This is a genomic window from Minwuia sp. IMCC3009, assembly GCF_029909415.1.
Taxonomy (GTDB): domain Bacteria; phylum Pseudomonadota; class Alphaproteobacteria; order Minwuiales; family Minwuiaceae; genus Minwuia.
Genome location: NZ_CP123781.1, coordinates 632,372 through 654,464 on the forward strand (window position 1 = coordinate 632,372; position 22,093 = coordinate 654,464).

Below are 22,093 nucleotides of genomic sequence, written 5' to 3' on the forward strand. Positions count from 1 at the left end.
GGAGCCCCGTCCCGGTGGTGGCCGGAACGGGGCTCGGGTCGTTTCATCGCAAGGGGTAGATCACCGTGCGATGTAGGAGTAGCGCTTGCCGAACAGCACATCCAGCGGAACAGGTTCCGAGATGGTGAAGTCAGCGGCCACGGCAGGCTTGCCATTGGTCGTTTCCACGATCAGGTACGGCGCACGATCCTGATGGTGCAGGATGTTCGTGAACGTCCGCGTTCCGATCAGGAACGGCTCCTCACGGAAGGTTTCCATGGCGGCAATCACGGCATCGGTGTCGAAGGTACCGGCCTTCTCGACGGCACGGGCCCACATCTCGACCACCAGGTAACCGGGATAGGTGTACTGGCTGTTCGGACGCTCGCCGAAGCGGGCTTCGTACTTCTTGTTGAACTCCTCAACAGCCGGGCGCGGATCGTCACCGTAGATCGACGCCTGCTCGGTCACATAGTGGCCGGTCAGGTTCGGAACGGAGTCAAGCCAGTAGGTGCCGCTCATGGAGCTGCCACCGGCCAGGGCCGAGGTGATCCCGGCTGCCCGGATCTGGCGAAGCGCACTGGCGCCACCCGGGATGTAGGAGCAGTTGATGATGATGTCGGGCTGCGTCGGCAGGCTCTTGATGCGGGTGATCTGGGCCGCAATGGAGGCATCGCCGTTCTGGTAGACATCATGACCGAGGATCTCCAGCCCCAGCTTCTCACGCCACATCCAGTCAAAGCCGTAGCAGATGCCCTTGTTGTACTCGATGGTGGTGTCCAGCAGGATGTAGGCCGTCTTCCAGCCCTTGTTCTGCGCACCCCACTCGGCGATCGTCGCACCCTGCACGCCCGCGAGAACGGACGAGGAGAAGGCGTTCTTGCCGACACCCTGGATGCCCGCCAGCACGCTTTCCGCACAGAGGAAGATCGCGATCTTGTTGGCGTTCTTCGCAGCCAGCGCCGCCGGAGCACCGAAGTCGTAGTCACAGTCGACGGCGACCATCTGCGCGCCCTCGTTCAGGACTTCCTGACCGGCCTTGGCACCTTCGACACGGTCGGTCTTGGCGTCGGCCATGACGTAGGTGATCTTCTTGCCGAGGATGCCGCCCTTGGCGTTGATGTCATCGATGGCGATCAGCGCCGCATTGGTGGATGGCTGGCTGTAGGCCTGCATCCAGCCGGAATAGGACGCCGCGAAGCCGACGACGACTTCGTCATCAGCGGCGTTCGCCACGGTCGCACCGGCGGCGAGACCCAGCGCCGCGACCGCGCCGATGGCAGATGTTGCTAGCTTTCTCATTCGACAAAAACCTCCTGTCATGTTCGCGCGCCCTTCCGTCGAGCATTGAACCTGACCGATGTCGCCTCCTGACATCGGACCGGGTTCTTGTTGCGCTGCAACAGAACGGCGTCACGCTGGAAACATGCTACGACATATCGGGAAACTGGCAACCACCGGGCAGGGGGGATAGCTTGGACCCATGTGCACAAAACTGAGATGTATGGCGCACCGCACCTGAGGTTTGGGACGTTTCAGCGGCTCGCAAGCCCGCAGAACCCGCGGGATTCCAGCGCTTCGCCATGGGTCGCGACAGGGTGCAGGCAGCGGTGGTTATCTTGCCGCGCCGCAACATCGCGTCTAACGTCGCAGCATCGATGCGGTGAAACACATCGTTCCCGGACATTTCTGCAATCGCGGAGGGGCTATTGGTGCAACAGGGCGGAGACAGCAGTTCCACGCTGGAAGTACGCGACGTCACCATCAGATTCGAGGGGCTGACAGCCATCGATCAGGTGAACGAGACCGTAACACCAGGTGAGATCCTCGGGCTCATCGGTCCGAATGGCGCGGGCAAGACAACGCTGGTCAACACGATGACCGGATTTCAGGAACCGACTGTCGGGGATGTCCTGCTGGATGGTACCTCGGTCCGCAAGGTCAATGCTCACCAGCTGCGTCGCATGGGCGTGTCCCGCACGTTCCAGGCGGGTCGGCTGTTCCGCGAGATGAGCGTGGTGGAGAATGTCGAGGTTGCCGGCGTCGGCATGGGCCTGCGTCGCGCCGCGGCGCACAAGGAAGCCACCAAGCTGCTCGACTGGATCGGCCTTTCCGACCGCGCCAACGTGCTGGCCGGCGCTCTGCCCTACACCGATGAACGGCGCGTCGGTATCGCCCGCGCCCTGATCCAGTCGCCGAAGTTCATGCTGCTCGACGAACCCGCCGCCGGCATGTCCGATCTGGAATGCGATGACCTGATGAAGCTGGTGCAGCGCGTACGGGACGAATTCGGCTGCGGCATCGTGCTGATCGAACACAACATGCGCGTCGTCATGGGGGTCTGTGAACGGATCCACGTGCTCGACAGCGGCAGGACCATCGCGCGCGGCACCCCGGGGGAGGTTCAGAAGAACCCGGCGGTGATCGAAGCCTATCTGGGCAAGGGGTAAGGCGATGCTTGAAGTCAAGGACCTCGAAGTCCGCTACGGACGGCTCACCGCACTGCGCGGTGTCGATCTCTCGATCAGGGAAGGCGAGATCGCCTGTATCGTCGGCCCCAACGGGGCGGGCAAGTCGACCACCCTGCTGGCCATCTCCAGTGTCCTGACCCCGACCGCGGGCAGCATCATCTTCGATGGCACCCCCATCCACGGCACCCGACCCGAGGAAGTGGCCCGCATGGGCATCTCCCAGGTGCCGGAGGGACGACACATCTTCACGTCGCTCTCGGTTGAGGAGAATCTTCAGGTCGGCACGGCCACCCGCAGCGACAAGGCCGAGATGAAGCGCGACTATGACCGGGTGCTGGAGACCTTTCCGATCCTGGGGGAACGTCGCAAGCAGTCCGCCGGCAAGCTTTCCGGCGGGGAGCAGCAGATGCTGGCCATCGGTCGCGCGCTGATGACCAACCCGCGCTTCATGACCATTGACGAACCGTCTCTCGGCCTCGCGCCCAAGATCGTCGACCGGGTCTACGAGGTGCTGATCGACCTGCGCGAGAAGCGCGGGCTGACATTGCTGATCGTCGAGCAGAGTTCGGAACGCGCGCTGAAGGCTGCGGACTCCCTCTACGTCCTGCGCAACGGCTCCATCCAGCTGGGCGGCAAGGCAGCCGACCTGCAGGACGGCAAGGCAGTCCACAAGGCCTATTTCGGCTTCTCTGATGACCATGAAGGGGAGGTGATGATCTGATGGCGTTCGCACTTCAGGTTCTGATGAATGCACTCAGCCTCGGCAGCCTGTATGCCCTGGCCGCACTTGGTATCGGGTTGCTGTTCGGGGTGCTGAAACTGATCAACTTCGCCCATGGTGACTTCATCACGGTGGGTGCCTACGCGTTGATCGTACCGTCCGCCGCGACCCAGGCGACGCTGCTGATCGGCGACTTCCACCCGCTGATCCTGATCCCCTGCATCGTGGTAGTTGTCGTCATCCTGGCGCTGATCGCGGAATTCCTCGTCTTCCGGCCCCTGCGGAACGCTTCACCCGCGACCCTGATGATCGGGTCATTCGCGCTCGGCTTCGTCATCCAGAACATCCTGATCATGATCTATGGCGGCCGCCCGAAGGCGGTCGGCATCTGGTCGGACCTGAGCCTGGGCGTGGAACTGATGCCCGGGGTGGAGGTGCCGAAGCTGCAGCTGATCATCATCGGCGTGACGCTGGTGCTGATGGTGGTGCTGGTACTGTTCCTGACCAAGACGAAATACGGTGTTCACATGCGTGCCGCGGCGGAGGACTTCCGGATGGCGCGGATGCTGGGGATCGAGGCCAATCGCGTGATCATGCTGGCGGTCGCGATCAGCGGCATGCTGGCCGCCGCCGTCTCCATGCTGTTCGTGGTGCAGACCGGTATCCTGGATTTCCGCATGGGTGTCTCGCTGATGCTGTTCGCCTTCATCGCCACGGTGATCGGGGGGATGGGCAGTCTGGTCGGGGCCGTGGTCGGCGGCTTTGCCGTCGGTGCGGTCAGTATCCTGCTGCAGACCTTCCTGCCGTCGGAGATGCGGGTGTTCCGGGACGTGTTCGTCTTCGCCATCGTGATCTTCATTCTTCTGGTCAGGCCGCAGGGTCTGGTCATGTCCCGTGCGTCCAGGGAGCGTGTCTGAGATGGAGCCGAAATCACCTCTGGGCCACATGGTCCGCGAAGTCTGGCCACTGATCATCCTGTCCGTCGGGCTGCTGCTGGTGGTCGTCGTCATCCAGTCCTTCGGAGACCGGATCGTCAGCCAGTCCCTGACGGAGGGACTGATCCGGCTGGTGGTCGTCATCGGCCTCTACATCTTCATCGGCAATTCCGGGCTGATCTCCTTCGGCCACATCGGCTTCATGATGATCGGTGCCTACGCCACGGCCTGGCAGACCATGGATCCGATGACCAAGGACATCTTCATTCCCGGTCTGCCGGCCTATCTGCTGGCCAACTCGCACCACTGGCTGATCGCGACGATCATCGGTGGCCTGATCGCGGCCATCGCGGCCTTCATTTCAGGCCTGGCCATGATGCGGCTCTCCGGCATCGCGGCCTCCATCGGCACCTTCGCGCTGTTCATGAGCTTCTATTCCCTCTACCTGCAATGGAGCACCTGGACGGCGGGCCAGAGTTCGCTGGTCGGGATACCGGTCACGACGACCCCCTGGGTGGCGTTCTGGTTCTGCATCGTCGCCATGATCGGGGCCTTCGTCTATTCCCGCTCCAAGTTCGGCCTGGCGCTCAGGGCGAGCCGTGAGGATGAGGTCGCGGCCAAGGCCGCAGGCGTCAACGTGACCGGGGAACGGGTGATCTCCTTCACCCTCAGCGCCTTCTTCGTCGGCATGGCGGGCGGTCTTTACGGCCACTTCCTGGGACTGCTGACGGTGGATACCTTCTATCTGCCTATGACCTTCATCACGCTGTCGATGCTGGTGGTCGGCGGCATGCAGAGCCTTTCCGGCGCTGTTGTCGGCACCATCGTCCTCTCCTTCGTGATCGAACTGCTGCGCAAGGCGGAGAAGGGCTTCAGCCTCGGCGAGACCAGCATCAGCCTGCCGGCCAGTTCGGCGGAGGTGGGGCTGGGTATCATCCTGCTGCTGATCCTGATCTTCCGCCCCTCCGGCTTTACCCGGAACTCGGAGATCTACTGGCCCTTCAAGCCCAAGGTCGCCGTCACCGAGGTAACGCACCGCCAGTCGTAGGACCTGTTTCCGGTACGGTCGGCGGCGGCTGACCGTCGCAAGTCGTTCGCATCGCGCCTGAGGGGCTGCTAGGCTTCCCTTCGGGGAGGAAACGGATGGCGCTTGATCCGGTCATTCCGGCGGAACGGTTGCGGCAGTTGACCGGGGCCGGGCTCTGGGGTGAGGAACTGATTGTCGATCATTTCGACCGGATCGCGGCGGCGCGGCCGGATGCGGTGGCGGTGGTCTGTCACCGGGCCGCCGACGGCCAGCGCACCAGCCTGACCTTCGGTGACCTGAAACGACTCTCCGACCGGGCCGCCCGGGCACTGCTGGCGCTGGGGATCGGTCCCGGTGATGTCGTTGCCGCCCAACTGCCCGGCTGGTGGCACTACTTCGTGCTCTACCCCGCCTGTGCCCGGATCGGTGCGGCCATCAACCCGCTGATGCCGATCTTCCGCCAGCGCGAGCTGCGCTTCATGCTGGGCTTTCCGAAGACGAAGCTGCTGGTGATCCCGGCCACATTCCGGGGCTTCGACTATCCGGCGATGATCGACGAGATCCGGGGCGACCTGCCGGACCTGGCACATGTGCTGGTGGTCGATGGCCCCGACCCGGACAGCGATTTCGCGACAGTGCTGCTGCGCGATGCGCCCGCCGGCGAAGACCTGCCGCTGCCCCCGCGCCCCGGCGCGAACGACGTGACGGAACTGATGTACACCTCCGGCACCACCGGGGAGCCGAAGGGTGTCATGCACACGCCCAACACGCTGCTGGCCAAGGTGAGGCTGGCGTGGGAACTGTTCGGCATGACGACACGGGACGTGGTCTACATGGGCTCGCCCATGGCGCACCAGACCGGCTTCATGTACGCCTGCGTCATGACCCTGGCGCGGGGGGTGAAGAGTGTCGTGCAGGACGTCTGGGACCCGGGTGTCGCCGCCAGCCTGATCGCGGCAGAAGGCTGCACCATCACCGTTGCCGCCACGCCCTTCCTCAGCGATCTGGTGCATGACCCGGCGGTCGGGGACTTCGACGTCTCCAGCCTGCGGCTGTTCCTCTGTGCGGGGGCGCCGATCCCGCGCGTGCTGCTGCGGGATGCGGCGGCGCGGCATCCGAACCTCTATGTCATGAGCGCCTGGGGCATGACCGAGAACGGCATCGTCACCGCGACCTATCCCGGCGACCCGGAGGAGAAGGTCTTCGAGACCGACGGCAGGGCGATCCCGCATCAGGCCGTGCGCGTGGTCGATGACGCGGGCCTGCTGGTGCCGCCGGGTACCGAGGGCCGGCTGCAGTCGCGCGGGCCGACCATGTTCGTCGGTTACTTCAACCGGCCCGAGGCCTATCTGGTCGACCAGGACCTCTGGTTCGAGACCGGGGACAATGCCCGGATGGACACGGAAGGCTATATCCGCATCACAGGCCGGTCCCGCGACATCATCATCCGCGGCGGCGAGAACGTGCCCGTGGTGGAGGTGGAGAACCTGCTCTACCGCCACCCGGACATCGTGGACGCTGCCGTGATCGGCCTGCCGGACCCGAGACTGGGGGAGCGGGGCTGTGCCGTGGTCACGCTGGTGGCGGGCGCGTCGCTGGTGCTGGCGGATCTGGTCGACTGGCTGCAGGGACACAAGCTGGCGCGCAACTACCTGCCGGAGCGGCTGGAGGTGATCGACGCCTTCCCGCGCACGCCCAGCGGCAAGATCCAGAAGTTCCGGCTGAGAGAGATGTACCTGACGGAGGACGAGAATGGATGAGCGCGGTTTCACGCCCGCCGACGATGGCTGGCACTTCGACCAGATGGACGATGACTGGTGGGCGACGGAGACCGCCTGGTTCTCGTTCCACGTTCCGGAACGCCAGCTCGGCGGCTGGTTCTACACCATGGCGCGACCGAACATCGGCATTGTCTCCGGCGGGGCGTGGATCTGGGACGGGACCGCGCATCTGCCGTGGGAAGTGCCGTTCTCTGCCAATTACACGGCGCTGCCGATCCCGAAGGATCAGGACCTGACCGACATCCGGCTGCCGACCGGTGTCGGCATGCGCATGATCGAACCCTGCATGTCATATGCGCTGAGCTATGACGACAATGGTCGCGGGCTGCTTTCGGCGGACCTGCGGTTCGACGGGGTGATGCCGCCGGAACCGCTGACGGCCACCGGTTCGACCTTCGGTTCGGCGCATCATTTCGACCAGTTCGGACGGGTGCACGGCCATATCGTGCTGAAGGGCGAACGCATTGCCGTCGACTGCTACGGCATGCGCGACCGGACCTGGGGGCGCAGACCGGAGAACCGGCCCCGCCGAGCGGGCTACATCACCGGCATGGCCGATCCCGATACCGGCTTCCTGGCGGTGACCAATATCAGCGCGGAAGCCGAAACAGCGGCCTACGGCTTCCTGCGTCGCGATGGCAGGACGGTTTCCCTTGCCAGCGGCAGCCGCACCGGCACGCGCGACCCGGAGACGGGCTGCATGACCTCGATCGAGATGAACCTGACGGATCAGGAAGGCCGCAATCTCGTCGCGCGCGGGGAGCCGGTCAGCCGGATCATCATCAACCGCCATACCTTCATCGACATCAACAGCCTGGTGCGCTGGGACTGTGGAAGCGACGGCATTGCCTGGGGGGAGGAGCAGGACATGTGGCCCATGCACCATTTCGAGCGGCTGAAGCGCGGCTGACGCCAATCCCGCACGTTGCTCAGTAGCCGAGGTCGCGGGCTGCCCTTTCCAGCACCACCGGGATCGACCATTCCGTTCTGGCAAGGCGGATGTCGCTGCTGAGGCCGTCGCGATAAAGGCCGGAGGCGCTCATCCAGAAGGCGGCGGAGCGCATGGCGTAGAGCAGCTGGTAATAACGGCAGGCATCCTCGTCGATGCGGATGCCGGTCGCGGCCTCGTAGCGTTCGAAGAACATGTCCCGCGGTACCAGGTTGGACAGCAGGTCGCTGTCTTCCCGGTTCAGGTCACTCAACATGTAGGCGACATCGTACATCGGGTCGCCGATCACCTGCAGTTCCCAGTCGAGCACGGCGGAGACGCGATCATCATCGATCAGCAGGTTGCCGGTGCGGTAGGCCCCGTGAACCAGTGTGAGCCGCTCCGTCACCGGTGCGTTGGCTTCAAGCCAGCAGATCAGGTCGGTCAGCACCGGCTCCGGTCCGTGGCCGGACTCCGCGATCATGCCCTTCCACTTGGCGATCTCGCCCAGCGCAAACGCGTTCGTGCCGGCCTCCGGCACGCCAAGGAAATCCAGCCCCGCCGCCTGCCAGTCGACCATGTGCAGGGTCGCCAGCGCGTCCGTGAAACTCTGCGGCAGCACCCCGCGCCCGGCGGCCTCCGCATAGTACTTCCGTCCCTCGCGTCCCCAGGGGTTCGGGCAGTGGCCGGGGACCTTCTCCATCACCAGGAAAGGCGCGCCGAGGACATTCGGCACATCCTCGTAGAAGTAGGCGCGCGGCGTCGGCAGGTCGGTGTCGGCCAGGCACTGCAGCACCCGGAACTGGTCGCCCAGGTCGGACAGGTCGCGCAGCAGTGCATTGCCGGGATCGCGGCGGAGGCAGAAACCGCGCTGCCGCGTTTCCCCGCCCTCGGTCCAGGTTGCGTCGAACAGCCAGGTCTCGTGCGACCAGCCAACGGCCATCTGCTGCCAGTCGGACAAGGCCATGTCCCGTGCGCCGGGCAGCTTCGATACCAGATAGTCGCGGATGGTGTCGGGCACCTGGTCGGCTGGCAGTCTCCCGCTCATGACGCGATCTCCATGCGCCTGTCGATGCTGCGCCGCAGGTCCTGTCGCACCCTGCCCAGCAAGGCATCGAAGCGGTCCCGGCCCAGTCCGTCGCGATTGGCGTAGAGGGTCCGGATGAAGGCACAGAGTTCCGCGTCGCCGCCGGTGCGCAGCGCTGCGTAGGCCGTGGTCACGGCATCCGGTGCGCCGCGCAGTTCGGGATCGAGATCGGCCAGCAGGGTCTCGCGTTCGGCCGCCTGCGCCTGACCGTGAGCCTCCGCCAGTCGCAGTTCCGCCGCGATCTTCTGCAGCACGACCGCGCCGAGATAGGCCTGGGTCTTCGGGTAGGCATCACTCACCGCCGGGGCGATCTCACCCTTCAGCAGTTCGGCCATGCCGGTCAGCAGGTCCGCACGGTTCATTGCGCGCCTCCCGCAGTATCTGCGGCCCGCACGGCATGCAGCCTCAATGTCAGGACCCTGCCGCCGACGGCCCTGCGGTTCCGGCGTGGATCGTGGCTGCGGTTGTGGAAATTCCCGACGTCGATGCTCATGTGGCGCACCGGTCACGGAAAAAGCTGTTTAAACGGCTCACGGCAGGTTCCTCCCCATGCCGATAGTGTTCAATCGACCGGGGTGTGCAAAGGGCTTTCTGCCGGGGAAATCACGCCAACGGGCGGTGTCCGTCGTTGCTGTTGGTGCGGCGGTGCCGAGATTCCTGCTTCAGTCGGCAGTTTCGCGATGACCTCCTAGCCCCGCCGCTCCCCGCCTGACGGACAGCCTCGTCTAGGGATGCGCAGGCCTGGATTTGCGGTCAGGGAACACGCCTTTGTCCGGGATGCCTGCGGGGCCTGTGGCTAGGCTGCCGACCGTCTGACGGTCACGGCGACATCCAGTGATTCGAATGCGTCGGCGTCGCCGGTGAAGCTGCCGGAGACCGGCATTGTCTGGCTGATGTGGCGCCCCACGGCGACCGGAATCAGATTGAAGCCGCCGACGCTGCGGTTCGTCGGGTCGAACATGACCCAGCCGGCGCCGGGGATGTAGACCTCGGTCCAGGCATGTGTGGAACCCGCGCCGGCGGAGCCGATGGCGTTGCGCGCGGGATCATGCAGGTATCCGGAGACGATCCGCGCGCCGAAGCCGAGGCTGCGCACGGCATCCGCGAACAGCACCGCGAAGTCGCGGCACGACCCCCTGCCGCGTTCCAGGGTCTCGACCGGCGACTGCGCGGCGTCGTCCTCGCGCTCCTCATAGGTCGTCTGCCCGGCAACACCGTCGCTGATGGCCCTCAGCAGGGAAAGGGTGTCCGCCCGCGGCCCGGGGACGAAGCCCTGCGCCCAGTCCCGCAGCCGTCCGGCAGGATCGAGATAGGCCTGCAGCCGCAAGGCACCGAGATCGGTCATCTCGTCATCGCCGAGCAGGAAGGGGTAGCTTGAAGCGGATGCCGCGATGTCGAAGACAGGCCATTCCTCGGCCTCCAGTGTCAGTTCGGCAAGGCTGTCGACAACCAGGGTGTCGCCGGGCTGGCCGAACGTCGCTGTCGCGATGGCGTTCCCCGACACATCGTTCGACCATGCGACGCTGGCGGCGGGCGAGATCTGCAGTTCATGGGAGAGCAGCCGCAGGGTGCGGCTTTCCCTCGGCCGCAACATCAGCCGGTGCGGACCAAAATCGACGGGCCGGTGATAGCGATAGCTGGTGCGATGATGGACCTTCAGCACCGGGGAGATCACGGTCGGTCACCGGGGACACCGGTTCCGCGGCAGCCGACCATGCGGGTCCGCTCCACGTCAGGGATGCGCGGACAGTAGGTCATGGCAGTTTCCTCTCGGCACGAAGTCTGGTCGCTCGGCCGCCCGATGCTAAGCGATTTGTCGGACAGGCGTGAGGTCACAGTCTCCGGATCATGCGGTCCTGCCGGTCGCGCGGCGAGACTGAACCGGGGCCACGGGCGGTGCCCGCAGCCCCGGACCGGCCTCAGAGGATGAAATCGTCCTGATGCAGGTCCGCGATGCCGATGTCGTTCAGCGTGATCGTCACCCCGCCGTCGACACCCAGCAGCGCGAGGCTGGCCGAGCCCCCCGTCTCGCTCGCGATTGCCAGCACATCGGCGAAGTCATCCAGGCCGAAGTCGGATAGGTCGATCTGGTCCAGCGAACCCGCTCCGGCCTCGAAGCCGTTGACCACATCATCGCCATCGCCGTCACCGAAGACGAAGGTGTCATCGATTCCGTCGAGGCCGAACAGCGTGTCACTACCGGTGCCGCCGACGAATGTGTTGGCGTCGCCCGCGCCCGGTTCGCTGCCGGGCAGACCGGCGTTCTCCGGAAAGACATCGCCGATCAGGTCGTCGCCCGCACCGCCGAAGACCGTGTCATTGCCGTCATTGCCGGCGAGCGTGTCATTGCCGTCGCCGCCAAGGATCGTGTCGTTGCCGCCGAGACCGGCCACGTTGCTGCCGCCGGTCCCGGTGACGGTTATCTGGTCGTCCAGGTCGCCGCCTTCGATCACGGGGGCATCGCTTTCGATGACCAGGCCGGCAGGCGTGACCGTGATGGCGACGCTGTCCGTTGCCGACAGCGGCCCGCCCAGTCCGGTGTTCCCCAGATCGGTGACCTGCACGTCCAGATTGTCCGTGCCGCTGAAGTCCGGGTCGGGGGTGTAGGTCAGGGTGTCGAGCAGCCCGTTCACGTCCGCCAGGTCGCCCGTGAGGATCAGTTCGGATGTGCCGTTGCCCGCAACCACGGCGACCGTGCCGCTGACGCTCAGCACACCGTTTCCGACTGTCAGGACGATCTCGACCTCGCCGGTACCCTCCGCGGCATCGACATCGCTGACACTGATGTTGCTGACGGCCACCGACTGGTCCGGGTCGACGACGACGTCCGGTGTCGCTTCCCGCCCGAACACGACATAGGCGCCGCCGCTGCGCGGCGCACCATTGTTCTCGGACTGGGCACCCATGATGATGTCGGCACGCCCGTCATTGTTCATGTCGCCGATGGCGCTGACACTGTTGCCGACACCGTTGGAGAAGATGGCGATACCGCCGATACCATTCTCCACATCGGCCAGATCCACATTGCCCTGCGCGCCCGCCGTGCCGAGCACGATGTAGGTCATGCCGGCGCCACCGCTGTCCAGTGCGGCGGTGGGCGAACTGACGGCGATGTCATCCAGGCCATCGCCGTCGAAATCGCCAACGCCGGCCACCGCGTACCCCGCACGGTCGTCCGCCGACGCACCGACAATGGAGAAGCCGTCGACGGACTCGGTGAAATTGTCCAGATCGACGGTGTCTCCGTCCGCCTTGCCGTAGATGACGTGGGCGATACCGGAACGGACGCCGTTGGCATTGCTCTGCGGGGAGCCGACGATGAGGTCATCCAGGCCGTCGCCGTTCAGGTCGCCAGCCCCGGACACCGCCTGGCCGATATTGTCCAGTGGGCTGCTGCCGGTGATGGCGAAGCCGCCGATACCGGCCTCCACATCGCCCAGGTCGATCGCGGTGCTGTCGGCCTTGCCGAAGACGACATAGGCGGCGCCCTGGCCACCCAGCGGCGCCCCGACAAGCATGTCCGCCAGGCCGTCACCATTCACGTCGCCAGCATCCGAGACCGAGAATCCGGCACCGCTGGTGCCAGCCGCGCCCTTGATGACGAAGCCGCCGCCATTGCCGCTGCGGATGTCGCTGATGCGGACTTCGGACGTGTCCGCCTTGCCGAAGATGACGAAAGCGGCACCGGAATCAAATCCGTTGGCGTCATCGCGACTGGCGCCGACGATCAGGTCCTCGATGCCGTCACCGTTCACATCCCCGGCAGAACTGATCGCGTTGCCCAGTGACTGGCCGGTCTGGTCGGGGCGGATGAAGAAGCCGCCATTGCCGTTGAAGACATCGGAGAGTTCCACCGTCGTCCCGTCCGCCTTGCCGAACACCACATAGGCCGACCCGGTCTGTCCGCTGAAGCGATAGGCCCCGACCAGAAGGTCATCCAGGCCGTCACCATTCAGGTCACCGATGCCGTCGACCGACGATCCGGCCAGTTCACCCTGTGGCCGGCCCTGGATGGCGAAGCCGCCCGTGCCTGCACTGACATCCGCCAGGTTGACCGCCGTGCCGTCCGCCTTGCCGAAGACGACATAGGCCGATCCGGAGTTGTTGCCGTTCACGTCCGCATGGCGGGCATCGACGATCACATCGACAATGCCGTCCCCGTTCACGTCGCCCGCGCCGCGCGGCCCCCGACCGGCCAGATCGGAATCGGCGATCCCGTTCATGATGAAGCCGCCGTCGCCCGCGCGCACGTCAGAGAGGGCGATGGCATTGGAGACGAGCACCTGGGGTGCATCGTTGACGGCATTGACGTTGATCTCCGCCGTGCCTGTCGCCCGACCGAAATTGCTGTCGCGCACCGTGTAGGTCACCGTGTCGGTGCCGTTGAAATCGGGATTGCCGAGATAGGTCAGGGAGCCGTCGGCATTGACGGTCACCGTGCCGTTGGCGGCAGTCGCCGACTCGACCGTCAGCGCGTCGCCTTCGAGGTCCGTGTCGTTGGCGAGCACGTCGAACGTGACGGCCGTGTCCTCGTCGGTCTCCGCCGTGTCGGCCCCGGCAACCGGCGCGTCGTTCACCGGGATGACGTCGAACACCACCTGCGCTGTCGCGGTGGCCCCGCCGCTGTCTGCGACCGTATAGCTGATCGTGTCCGGGCCATTGAAATTGGCATTGCCCAGATAGGTCAGGGTCCCGTTGGCGTTGATGGTCACCGTGCCGTTTCCGGCACTTGCCTCCACCACGGTCAGGGCATCGCCCTCCGGGTCGGTATCATTGCCGAGCACATTGACGGTCGCGGGAAAGTCCTCGAACGCGCGCAGGGTGTCGTCAGTTGCCACCGGCGCGTCATTGACCGCATTCACCGTCACCGCGACCTCGGCTGTCGCGGTGCCGCCATTACCGTCATCAACGGTGTAGCTGATGGTGTCCGTGCCGTTGAAGTCCGCATCGCCGACATAGGTCAGCGTCCCGTCCGTCCCGATCACCACCGTGCCGTTGGCGGCACTGGCTCCCGTCACCGTCAGGGTGTCCCCATCCACGTCCGAGTCATTGCCCAGCACGTCGATGGTCACTGCAACGTCCTCGTCGGTCGTCGCGGCATCATTGACGGCCACCGGCGCGTCATTGGTTCCCTGCACCGTGACGGTCACGAATTCGCTCGCCGTGTCCCCGCCCAGGTCCCTGACCGTGACTTCGTATGTCAGGTCGAGGGATTCGTTGCTGCCCAGATGATCGAAGTGTCCGTTCGCCGCACCGAAGGTCCATCCGATGAGAGGCTCGCTGGCTGACGCGGACAGGAAGCCCTGGGCCTCGGCTGCGGTGATGCCGCCCTGATCGCCCCCGAAACCGTCGAACCTGACGGAGGCGGTGTGCAATTCGTTGTCGTCGAGATCGCTGAAGACCAGATTGCCCGTCGTGCTCAGGATCGTGGCGCTGTCCTCGACCAGCGTGGCCGACAGGTCGGAGGCATCAGCGTCGATCACGGGGGCATCATTGATCCCGCTCACCCGCAGCGCGACACGCGCCGTGCTGCTGCCGCCGTTGCCGTCGGAGACCGTGTAGGAGATCTCGGTCGAGATCAGGTCGGGTGCTCCCAGGCTCTCGAAGCCGCTGGTGACATCGAAGGTGGGATTGCCTTGGCCATTGGCAGGGAAATGGAGAAAGCCGGAGCCGACGCCTTCGAAGACCACCTCGATGGGGCCGTCGGTCGGCTGGCCGTTCACCGAGGTGACTGTCAGTGTATCCCCGTCAAGGTCGAGATCATTGCCGAGCAGGTCGATGGTCGCGGACTGGCCCGCCCGGAGCGAGAAGAAGTCATCACGGGCAAGCGGCGCATCATTGACCGCATTCACCGTTACCGCGACTTCCGCTGTTTCGGTGCCGCCGTTACCGTCATCGACGGTATAGCTGATCGTGTCCGTGCCGTTGAAATCGGCATTGCCGGTATAGGTCAGCGTCCCGTCCGCCCCGATCACCACCGTGCCGTTGGCAGCACTGGCCGCGGTGACGGTCAGCGCATCACCGTCCGCGTCCAGGTCGTTGGCGAGCACGTCGATGCTGGCGGAGATGTCCTCGTCCGTGATCAGGCTGTCGTCAGCCGCCACCGGGTCCGTGTTCACGCCACCGATGATCTCGATCTCCAGCGCCTCGACGCTGTGCACGATCAGGTTCAGCGCATCGAACCGGAAGACGAAGCCGCAATGCGACCAGGCATGGCCGCGATGGCTGAGAAAGTCCTCGAAGCGGTCGATATCGGCCTGGATCGCGGCGTCGTCGGCTTCCGCCTGGGTCAGCACCAGCCGCAGCGTGTCATGGCCGCGTCCGCCTTCCACCAGGTCGAGGCCATGGCTGTTCTGTGATGCCTCGAAGCGCACGACATCATTGCCGCTGCCGGCATCCAGATAGTCGGACCCGGCGCCGCCATCCAGCAGGTCATCGCCGGAGCCGCCGAAGATGATGTCACAGCCGTCGCCGCCGCCCAGCGTGTCGTCGCCGCGTCCGCCATTGATCAGGTCACTGCCCGATCCGCCGTCGATGATGTCGCGACCGTTGCCGCCATAGAGACGGTCGCGCCCCGACCCGCCATCGATCAGGTCATTACCGTTGCCGCCGAAGACCGTGTCGTTCCCGCCCCCGGCCTCGACCGTGTCGTCGCCCTTGCCGCCCTTCAGGAGTTCCGAACGGCGCGAGCCGGTCAGATGGTCGTCCCGCCTGCCGCCGGAAACAAAATGGTTGAAATGCGTCCAATGATATCCCGACATAGAAGAGCCTCCACGAAGATGCAGGTGGAGCTATGGGCGATATTCCGGAGCTTGTGAAATTTGGATTCCGAATACGCTTTATATGGATCGTTTGATGAACCTTCGTACGCTTGATCTGAACCTGTTGCGTGTCTTCGACGCCGTCTACGGTACCGGCAGCGTCAGCCTGGCCGCCCGCTTGCTGGGGTTGAGTCAGCCGTCGGTCAGTGCATCGCTGGCGCGATTGCGGGAACTGCTCGACGATCCGCTCTTCGAACGGGCCCGGGACGGTCTGGTGCCGACGCCACGCGCCGACGAGATCGCCGTTCCGATCCGCGAGGGGCTGGCGCTGGTCGACCTTGCCTCCGAACTGCCGCAGGAATTCGATCCGGCGGAGGTCTCGGGCACCACACGGATCGGACTCACGGAACTGGCGGAACCGCTTCTGATGCGGTGCCTGATGCCCATCATCGAGGAATCGGCACCGAACATGTGCCTGTTCCTGCGCGACCTTCCCGACCAGGACATTTCCACCGGGCTCTATGACGGCAGCCTGGATCTGGCGATCCACGACCAGCCCATAGACGGACGACAGATCCGGTGCGAGATGCTGCTGCGCTCCCCGCTGGTCTGTGCGGCCCGGCCCGGCTGGAACAGTCGCCACGGTCCCGTCACCAGGGAGAATTTTTCCGGTTTCCCGTTCATCGACCTGAAGACCAAGCAGCGGGCACACAAGAAGCTGGACCGTTCGCTTGCCGCCCAGGGCTGCGTGCGGCGGCTGGTCTACCAGACCGGTGGCTACTGGTCGATGGCGGGGATGATCGCCGGTACCGACATGCTCGCCGTGCTGCCGAAGGTGTTCTTCGACGAGGTCGGCGCGACATTCGGGCTGGAGGAGATCCCCCTGCCGTTCGATGTGCCCCGCGACGAGGCCTATCTGATCTGGCACGAGCGCAACAACGGGAATCCGACGCTGGACTGGCTGCGCGACATCTGCCTGTCGGTCTTCCGGGGGAATGGAGCAGTGTTTCAGGGGAAGGACCGGGATGGTTGAGGGAAATCGGCTGAACCTGAACCTGCTGCGCGTCTTCGTGAAGGTCTACGAGACCGGTCACGTCACACGCGCGGCGGAGGAACTGGGCATGAGCCAGCCCGCCGTCAGCGCGGGACTGGGCAGGCTGGCGAAGCATTACGGCCAGCCCCTGTTCCGGCGCACGAAGAACGGGATCGTGCCGACACCCCTGGCTGACAAGCTGATCGAGCCCATCCGCAAGGGCATGCATGTCTTCGAATCCGGGCTGTCGGTCCGCGACGATTCTGCGTCCTACGACCAGAAGCGGCATATCCGGATCTCGCTGCCCAACCTTGCCGAACCCACCATCTTCACGCCGGTCCTGGACCAGCTCTGGCGGGAAATGCCGGGTGTCACGGTGGAGATCACGCCATTCTACGAGGTCGATGTCGTTCAGGAACTCTGCAGCGGTTCGCTCGACCTTGCCTATCACGCGGGGGCAGTGATCGACCATCCGGACCTGATAAGCCAGCACATGGTTGACGGGCGCTGGGCCTGCATCACCCGGAAGGGCTGGTCGGACGATTTCGGCCCCCAGACTCCGGAAGCCTACGACAGGGCCAGGAAGGTGCTGATCGACCGCCCCGTGGCGCCGGAGGACATGCTGGTTGTCTATTCCGGCGACAGGACCAACAGCGAGCCGGCCTGCCGGGTGCATCGTGCCTGGAGCATTCCGCAGATCGTGGCCAACAGCAATCTGGTCGCCCTGGTGCAGATGCCGTTCGCGATCTTCGTGCACAGGCGGTTCGGGCTCGATATCCATCCGCCGCCGCCCCTGGCCACGCCGGCCCGGCTGGAGATGGTGTGGCATCGACGCGCCGATGCCGATCCGATTCACCGCCGTCTGAGGGAAATGGGGATGCACAGCGTGAACGAACTGGTCCGGCGCATGCGCTCCGGCTGGCCGCTGGACGAGGGCCTGTTTCAGGGAATCTGGGACGCGGATGCGCCTGCCGGGCCGACCGAGGCGCAGGGACAGGTCATGGCGGACTGATCCGCCGCCGCACGACCGTCCTGCCGCGCCCGTAGGCGAAGCGGACTTCATCGCGATGCAGAAGATGGCGCGCCGGGGAGGATTCGAACCCCCGACCCCCAGATTCGTAGTCTGGTGCTCTATCCAGCTGAGCTACCGGCGCCGCGCCCGGTGTGCTGATGCAGCACCATCGGGCGAGGCGGACGTATACGGTATGCCTTTCTGCTTGGCAAGCCACCAATTGACAGGTATGCCCCTTGAATCAAGGCCTTCCTTGTGACGCACGTATCGCTTCGCTAACATCTCCGCGCCGGTCGGATGTAACAGTGATTCGGTACGGTGTGCCGAGGGTGCCGGGCCGGCCAGATTTGGGGCGGCCGGTGGTCTTGACCGGATATCGCTAAGTGACGACGCTGAACAGCGCGACAGGGCCAGAGGCTACGAAATGGGCGGGCAGACTGCTGTAATGAACACAAGGTCATTCACGACATCATCCGCACCCTGGACCAGCCGGGCCGCAGGCCTGCTGATGGTGGGTATGGCGTCTTTCGCAGGTGGTTGCACCTTCGTATCGGACTCGCTGTGGCCGTCTCTGGCGGGTGAGGACGAGGCCGGTACCGTGGTCCGTGAGGCACCGCCGCGTGTCAGCCGCCTCTCGCCGGAGGCGCAGGCCGCGCGCAATGCCGCGCTCAATGCCGCCGCCACGGGATCGGCATCGACCACGTCGTTCCCCTCGACCCAGGTCGCTGGCGGCCCGCCGCCGCTCGGCACCACGACGTTCGAGGCCCCTGCGGTCTCTTCCTTCCCGGCCACAGGCACGGTGGTGGGGCAGAAGGTCCAGCAGCTTGCTTCCGAACTGCGCCAGCTGGAGGGGCGCCTGAACCAGCGCAATGACACGCTGGCCCAGATCCGTGGCTCCACCATCCAGAACGCCCAGCGCTATCACGGCACGGTCGCCGCGATTCAGGCGCGGTTGCAGGTTGGTTCGACCCCCGGCAATCCGGTGCTGGTCAACCAGTGGAACCAGGCGCAGAGCGAACTTACCCGCCTGAGCAGCGATATCGCCGCCATGAATGGCCTGGCCAACGAAGTGGCCGCTGATTCCAGCCTTGCAGCGTTCCTGCTGGAGACGGCGCGGGCGACCTACGGTATTGCCGGTGCGATCGACGAGGATCATCGCCAGCTTGCCGTGCTGGAGGATCAGACCAACAAGACCGTGGTCGTGATCGACCGCCTGCTGAACGAGCTTTCCGACGATGTCAGCCGCCAGACGGCCTATATCGCCAATGAGCGCCGCAATCTCGGTTCCCTGGCACTGGCCATCAAGAATGGCGAGCTTTACGGCACCAGTCTGGCATCGCGGGCCTATGCCCCGCCGACCAGTGGCTATCAGCCGACCGGCCTGCAGGCCCCGCGCGCCGGAAATCCGGGTTCCGCGGCCGTTGCCAGCGGGCGTCCGCTGGTGGTGATCCGCTTCGACCGCCAGAACGTGGAATATGAGCAGGCGCTCTATACGGCTGTCAGCCGTGCGCTGGACCAGCGTCCCGACGCGCGCTTCGACATTGTCGCGGTGTCGCCCAGCAGTGGCTCCGCCGCCGACATCGCCCTGCAGCGTTCCCGGTCCCGCAAGCATGCCGATGACGTGCTGCGGACCCTGACCGGCATGGGGCTGCCCGCCGACCGTGTGGGCCTGACCTCCACCACCAGCGCCGAAGCCGGGGCCTCCGAGGTGCATATCTACGTCCGTTGAGGCTGCGCTGATGCTGCCCGAAATGCTGACATTCGACCGCATCCGGATCGGGCAGAGTCTCGGGGTTCACGAATCCGCCATCGATCAGGCCGCGCTCGACCGCTGGCGTGCCGTCTACGGGGATGACGTGGGCGGCAATACCGACGCCGCGCCGCCAGACATGGTGTCGGGCATCGTCATGGCCGCGCAGCTCGAACTGACCAATCCCCACCCCGATGGTGGCCTGCATGCCGGGCAGCAGTATGTGTTGCACCGTCGCCCGGTCATCGGCGACACCCTGCGCACCAGTTCCGTTCCGCTGTCCAAGGAGGTCCGCAAGGGCCGAAACTGGGTACGGATGAAGACCGAGACCCGCGACCAGCAGGATCGCCTGGTCTACGAAGCGGTCCTTACCCTGATCTGGGCAGGCTGAGCGCGCCATGCAGACCGAACTCACACCCGTCAGCCTGAAGATCACGCAGGACCGCATCAACGCCTATGCCGAGATCACCGGTGATCCGAACCCGATCCACCTGGATGCAGCCTTCGCGGCAAGGACGGAAATGGGCGGCATCATCGCCCATGGCACCCTGTCGATGAACCTGATCCTGCGTGCCATGGCGGCGACCTTCGGCCCGGACGCCTGCGACGGCGCTGAGATGGACATCCGCTTCGTGAAGCCTGTCCGCGTCGATGATGTCGTCACGGCCAGCGGCACCCGTGATCAGGATGAGTCGGGGCGCTATACCGTCCAGATCACCAATCAGGCCGGTGAGCCCGTGATCGTTGGCTGGGTCCGTCCGGCCGTCGCGGGCGTGTAGACAGGTCTGCGCAGCCCCACCACGCCGTACCCGGGCTTGACCCGAGTACCCATGGTGCCGCTCAAACGTCGGCGACTGGGCTCGCGGATCAAGTCCGCGAGCGACGTGGTGGGAAGTGGGCGCGGGCGACCGTGCGTGCGGACCGGGTCCGCACGCACCGTGTCGGTGGAGGGGACGGGTCAGATGATCCGGCTGTCCTTGTTGCCCCAGTAGCGGTCCTTCAGCAGGCGCTTGTAGAGCTTGCCGTTGGCGTGACGGGGCAGTTCCTTCTCGAAGTCGATGGACTTTGGCGTCTTGATGCCACTGAGTGATTCACGGCAGAACGCGATCAGCTGCTCCGCCATGTCAGGTCCGGCCTTGGTGTGGTCGATCAGTTGCACGACGCCCTTCACCTGTTCACCCAGGTCCGCGTCCGGCACGCCGAACACGGCGGCATCCATCACGGCCGGATGCAGCAGCAACCTGTCCTCGATCTCCTGCGGGTAGATGTTCACGCCGCCGGAGATGATCATGAAGGCCTTGCGGTCGGTCAGGAACAGGAAGCCGTCCTTGTCCAGGTAACCGACGTCGCCGAGGGTGGACCAGCCCTTCGTGTTCTGCGACTCGGCCGTCTTCTTCGGATCGTTGTGATAGTTGAACGTCGGTCCACCGGCAAAGAAGACGGAGCCGATCTCGCCCTGTGGCAGCTCCTCGTCCGGGCTGTCCATGTCGGTGATCTTCAGCTCACCGACGATGGCACGGCCGACGGTCCCGGGATGTGCCAGCCACTCGTGCGGATTGGCGGCAACAAAGCCGTTGCCCTCGGTTCCGGCGTAATATTCGTAGATCACCGGACCCCACCAATCCATCATCTGCTGCTTGACCTCGACGGGGCAGGGGGCGGCGGCGTGGATGGCGACCTTCAGCGAGGAGACATCGTACTTCGCCCGCACTTCCGCGGGCAGTTTCAGGAAGCGCACGAACATCGTCGGCACCCACTGGCTGTGGGTGCAGCCGTATTTCTCGATCAGTTGCAGCGCCCGTTCCGGGTCGAACCGCTCCATCAGGATCGTGGTCGCCCCGATCCGGTTCATCAGCAGATTGTAGCGCAGCGGCGCCGCGTGATAGAGCGGCGCCGGCGAGAGATAGATGGTCTCGGAATCCATGCCGTAGAGCATGAGCACGGCCTGCATGGTCGGGCGGACCTCGCCCAGCTTGCGGTTCTCCAGGTCGATCTTGATGCCCTTGGGCCGCCCGGTGGTGCCGGAGGAATAGAGCATGTCGTGCCCTTCCCACTCGTCGGCAATCGGCGTCTGCGGCATGTCGGCAATGGCATCGTCCCAGGAGCTGTAGCCGTCGATCGGCTCGCCGACCATCAGCATGTGCTCCACATGCGGCACTTCACCGGGCATGCCCTTCGCCATGTCCGCCTTGTAGGCGGAGGAGATGAACAGCTTCGCCTCGCAGTCGTTCACGATGTAGGCGACCTCGGGGGCGGTCAGATAGCTCGACGCACAGGCGTAATAGAGTCCGGCACGATGGGCGGCCCAGCAGATCTCCAGGAAATGCCGGTTGTTCTCCATGCAGATCGCGATGGCGTCACCGTGCTGCAGCCCCAGCGAGCGGAAGTAGTGCGCCCCCATGTTCGACCGGCGGTCCAGATCGCCATGGGTCACCACCTCCCCGGTGGAGGCCATGATGTAGGCCGGTTTCTCGGGCCGCTCCGCCCCGTGTACGCCAGGATGCATGTTCTCTGTTCCTCCCCGGAAATCCGACTCTGCCGTGTTCTTGGCGCCAGAATAGCGATCTGCTCTCTGGGGGGAAGTGCCGCTTGGTCTCAGGCACGGGCG

17 protein-coding genes and 1 tRNA gene are annotated in these 22,093 nt (G+C 65.1%); 11 read left to right on the plus strand and 7 right to left on the minus strand.

Annotated elements, in window-relative coordinates:
• Window positions 1–60 precede the first annotated feature (60 nt).
• A complete protein-coding gene (locus tag QGV55_RS02940; RefSeq protein ID WP_281018359.1) occupies window positions 61–1,281 on the minus strand; it encodes an ABC transporter substrate-binding protein in 1,221 nt (406 codons plus the stop codon).
• Window positions 1,282–1,691: 410 nt separating this feature from the next.
• Here QGV55_RS02940 and QGV55_RS02945 point away from each other — a divergent pair, with 410 nt between their 5' ends.
• The 6 genes from QGV55_RS02945 to QGV55_RS02970 all read left to right on the plus strand — a co-directional run bounded on the left by QGV55_RS02945 (window position 1,692) and on the right by QGV55_RS02970 (window position 7,824).
• Entirely contained in the window at window positions 1,692–2,429 is a 738-nt protein-coding gene (locus tag QGV55_RS02945; RefSeq protein ID WP_281018358.1) for an ABC transporter ATP-binding protein, read from the plus strand.
• A 4-nt stretch (window positions 2,430–2,433) separates the two neighbouring features.
• On the plus strand, window positions 2,434–3,171 hold the full coding sequence (locus QGV55_RS02950) for an ABC transporter ATP-binding protein (RefSeq protein ID WP_281018357.1): 738 nt from the start codon (window positions 2,434–2,436) through the stop codon (window positions 3,169–3,171).
• The gene (locus tag QGV55_RS02955) at window positions 3,171–4,088 is read left to right on the plus strand and encodes a branched-chain amino acid ABC transporter permease (protein ID WP_281018356.1); all 918 of its coding nucleotides are present in this window, start codon (window positions 3,171–3,173) and stop codon (window positions 4,086–4,088) included. The genes QGV55_RS02950 and QGV55_RS02955 overlap by 1 nt, the downstream gene beginning before the upstream one ends.
• A gap of 1 nt (window position 4,089) precedes the next feature.
• Window positions 4,090–5,154 (plus strand): branched-chain amino acid ABC transporter permease, encoded by a 1,065-nt coding sequence (locus QGV55_RS02960; RefSeq protein ID WP_281018355.1) that lies wholly within the window; start codon window positions 4,090–4,092, stop codon window positions 5,152–5,154.
• 95 nt (window positions 5,155–5,249) lie between these two features.
• Complete coding sequence (locus QGV55_RS02965; protein ID WP_281018354.1) at window positions 5,250–6,893, plus strand: AMP-binding protein; 1,644 nt, start codon at window positions 5,250–5,252, stop codon at window positions 6,891–6,893.
• Complete coding sequence (locus tag QGV55_RS02970; RefSeq protein ID WP_281018353.1) at window positions 6,886–7,824, plus strand: hypothetical protein; 939 nt, start codon at window positions 6,886–6,888, stop codon at window positions 7,822–7,824. Before QGV55_RS02965 ends, QGV55_RS02970 begins: the two co-directional genes overlap by 8 nt.
• A 19-nt stretch (window positions 7,825–7,843) precedes the next feature.
• Here the strand turns inward: QGV55_RS02970 and QGV55_RS02975 are convergent, their stop codons facing one another.
• The 4 genes from QGV55_RS02975 to QGV55_RS02990 all read right to left on the minus strand — a co-directional run bounded on the left by QGV55_RS02975 (window position 7,844) and on the right by QGV55_RS02990 (window position 15,690).
• Complete coding sequence (locus QGV55_RS02975) at window positions 7,844–8,890, minus strand: phosphotransferase family protein (protein ID WP_281018352.1); 1,047 nt, start codon at window positions 8,888–8,890, stop codon at window positions 7,844–7,846.
• On the minus strand, window positions 8,887–9,291 hold the full coding sequence (locus tag QGV55_RS02980) for a hypothetical protein (RefSeq protein ID WP_281018351.1): 405 nt from the start codon (window positions 9,289–9,291) through the stop codon (window positions 8,887–8,889). The genes QGV55_RS02975 and QGV55_RS02980 overlap by 4 nt, the downstream gene beginning before the upstream one ends.
• A 434-nt stretch (window positions 9,292–9,725) precedes the next feature.
• Entirely contained in the window at window positions 9,726–10,601 is an 876-nt protein-coding gene (locus tag QGV55_RS02985) for a transglutaminase family protein (RefSeq protein ID WP_348637659.1), read from the minus strand.
• A gap of 247 nt (window positions 10,602–10,848) precedes the next feature.
• Entirely contained in the window at window positions 10,849–15,690 is a 4,842-nt protein-coding gene (locus QGV55_RS02990; protein ID WP_281018349.1) for a tandem-95 repeat protein, read from the minus strand.
• 94 nt (window positions 15,691–15,784) lie between these two features.
• On the opposite strand from QGV55_RS02990, the gene QGV55_RS02995 reads away from it, so the two are divergent.
• Both QGV55_RS02995 and QGV55_RS03000 read left to right on the plus strand, forming a co-directional pair.
• The gene (locus QGV55_RS02995; RefSeq protein WP_281018348.1) at window positions 15,785–16,723 is read left to right on the plus strand and encodes a LysR family transcriptional regulator; all 939 of its coding nucleotides are present in this window, start codon (window positions 15,785–15,787) and stop codon (window positions 16,721–16,723) included.
• Complete coding sequence (locus tag QGV55_RS03000) at window positions 16,716–17,735, plus strand: LysR family transcriptional regulator (protein WP_281018347.1); 1,020 nt, start codon at window positions 16,716–16,718, stop codon at window positions 17,733–17,735. Before QGV55_RS02995 ends, QGV55_RS03000 begins: the two co-directional genes overlap by 8 nt.
• A 65-nt stretch (window positions 17,736–17,800) precedes the next feature.
• On the opposite strand, the gene QGV55_RS03005 is transcribed toward QGV55_RS03000, so the two are convergent.
• A tRNA-Arg gene (locus tag QGV55_RS03005) sits at window positions 17,801–17,877 on the minus strand.
• 303 nt (window positions 17,878–18,180) lie between these two features.
• Here QGV55_RS03005 and QGV55_RS03010 point away from each other — a divergent pair.
• Genes QGV55_RS03010 through QGV55_RS03020 form a run of 3 tightly spaced genes read left to right on the plus strand, consistent with a single transcriptional unit; the run spans window position 18,181 to window position 20,264 of the window.
• The gene (locus QGV55_RS03010; protein WP_281018346.1) at window positions 18,181–19,464 is read left to right on the plus strand and encodes a hypothetical protein; all 1,284 of its coding nucleotides are present in this window, start codon (window positions 18,181–18,183) and stop codon (window positions 19,462–19,464) included.
• 10 nt (window positions 19,465–19,474) lie between these two features.
• Window positions 19,475–19,876 carry a MaoC family dehydratase gene (locus QGV55_RS03015; RefSeq protein ID WP_281018345.1) on the plus strand — a complete coding sequence of 134 codons (402 nt, stop codon included), beginning with the start codon at window positions 19,475–19,477 and terminating at the stop codon, window positions 19,874–19,876.
• Window positions 19,877–19,883: 7 nt separating this feature from the next.
• Complete coding sequence (locus QGV55_RS03020) at window positions 19,884–20,264, plus strand: MaoC family dehydratase (RefSeq protein ID WP_281018344.1); 381 nt, start codon at window positions 19,884–19,886, stop codon at window positions 20,262–20,264.
• A gap of 179 nt (window positions 20,265–20,443) precedes the next feature.
• Here the strand turns inward: QGV55_RS03020 and QGV55_RS03025 are convergent, their stop codons facing one another.
• Window positions 20,444–21,991 (minus strand): AMP-binding protein, encoded by a 1,548-nt coding sequence (locus QGV55_RS03025; RefSeq protein WP_281018343.1) that lies wholly within the window; start codon window positions 21,989–21,991, stop codon window positions 20,444–20,446.
• Between the last annotated feature and the right edge of the window lie 102 nt (window positions 21,992–22,093).

Bases quoted from the DNA above. Each gene is read 5' to 3' on its own strand.
- QGV55_RS02940 (WP_281018359.1), bottom strand. From the start codon at position 1,281: ATGAGAAAGCTAGCAACATCTGCCATCGGCGCGGTCGCGGCGCTGGGT.
- QGV55_RS02950 (WP_281018357.1), top strand. From the start codon at position 2,434: ATGCTTGAAGTCAAGGACCTCGAAGTCCGCTACGGACGGCTCACCGCA.
- QGV55_RS02955 (WP_281018356.1), top strand. From the start codon at position 3,171: ATGGCGTTCGCACTTCAGGTTCTGATGAATGCACTCAGCCTCGGCAGC.
- QGV55_RS02960 (WP_281018355.1), top strand. From the start codon at position 4,090: ATGGAGCCGAAATCACCTCTGGGCCACATGGTCCGCGAAGTCTGGCCA.
- QGV55_RS02965 (WP_281018354.1), top strand. From the start codon at position 5,250: ATGGCGCTTGATCCGGTCATTCCGGCGGAACGGTTGCGGCAGTTGACC.
- QGV55_RS02970 (WP_281018353.1), top strand. From the start codon at position 6,886: ATGGATGAGCGCGGTTTCACGCCCGCCGACGATGGCTGGCACTTCGAC.
- QGV55_RS02975 (WP_281018352.1), bottom strand. From the start codon at position 8,890: ATGAGCGGGAGACTGCCAGCCGACCAGGTGCCCGACACCATCCGCGAC.
- QGV55_RS02980 (WP_281018351.1), bottom strand. From the start codon at position 9,291: ATGAACCGTGCGGACCTGCTGACCGGCATGGCCGAACTGCTGAAGGGT.
- QGV55_RS02990 (WP_281018349.1), bottom strand. From the start codon at position 15,690: ATGTCGGGATATCATTGGACGCATTTCAACCATTTTGTTTCCGGCGGC.
- QGV55_RS02995 (WP_281018348.1), top strand. From the start codon at position 15,785: ATGAACCTTCGTACGCTTGATCTGAACCTGTTGCGTGTCTTCGACGCC.
- QGV55_RS03000 (WP_281018347.1), top strand. From the start codon at position 16,716: ATGGTTGAGGGAAATCGGCTGAACCTGAACCTGCTGCGCGTCTTCGTG.
- QGV55_RS03010 (WP_281018346.1), top strand. From the start codon at position 18,181: ATGAACACAAGGTCATTCACGACATCATCCGCACCCTGGACCAGCCGG.
- QGV55_RS03015 (WP_281018345.1), top strand. From the start codon at position 19,475: ATGCTGCCCGAAATGCTGACATTCGACCGCATCCGGATCGGGCAGAGT.
- QGV55_RS03020 (WP_281018344.1), top strand. From the start codon at position 19,884: ATGCAGACCGAACTCACACCCGTCAGCCTGAAGATCACGCAGGACCGC.
- QGV55_RS03025 (WP_281018343.1), bottom strand. From the start codon at position 21,991: ATGCATCCTGGCGTACACGGGGCGGAGCGGCCCGAGAAACCGGCCTAC.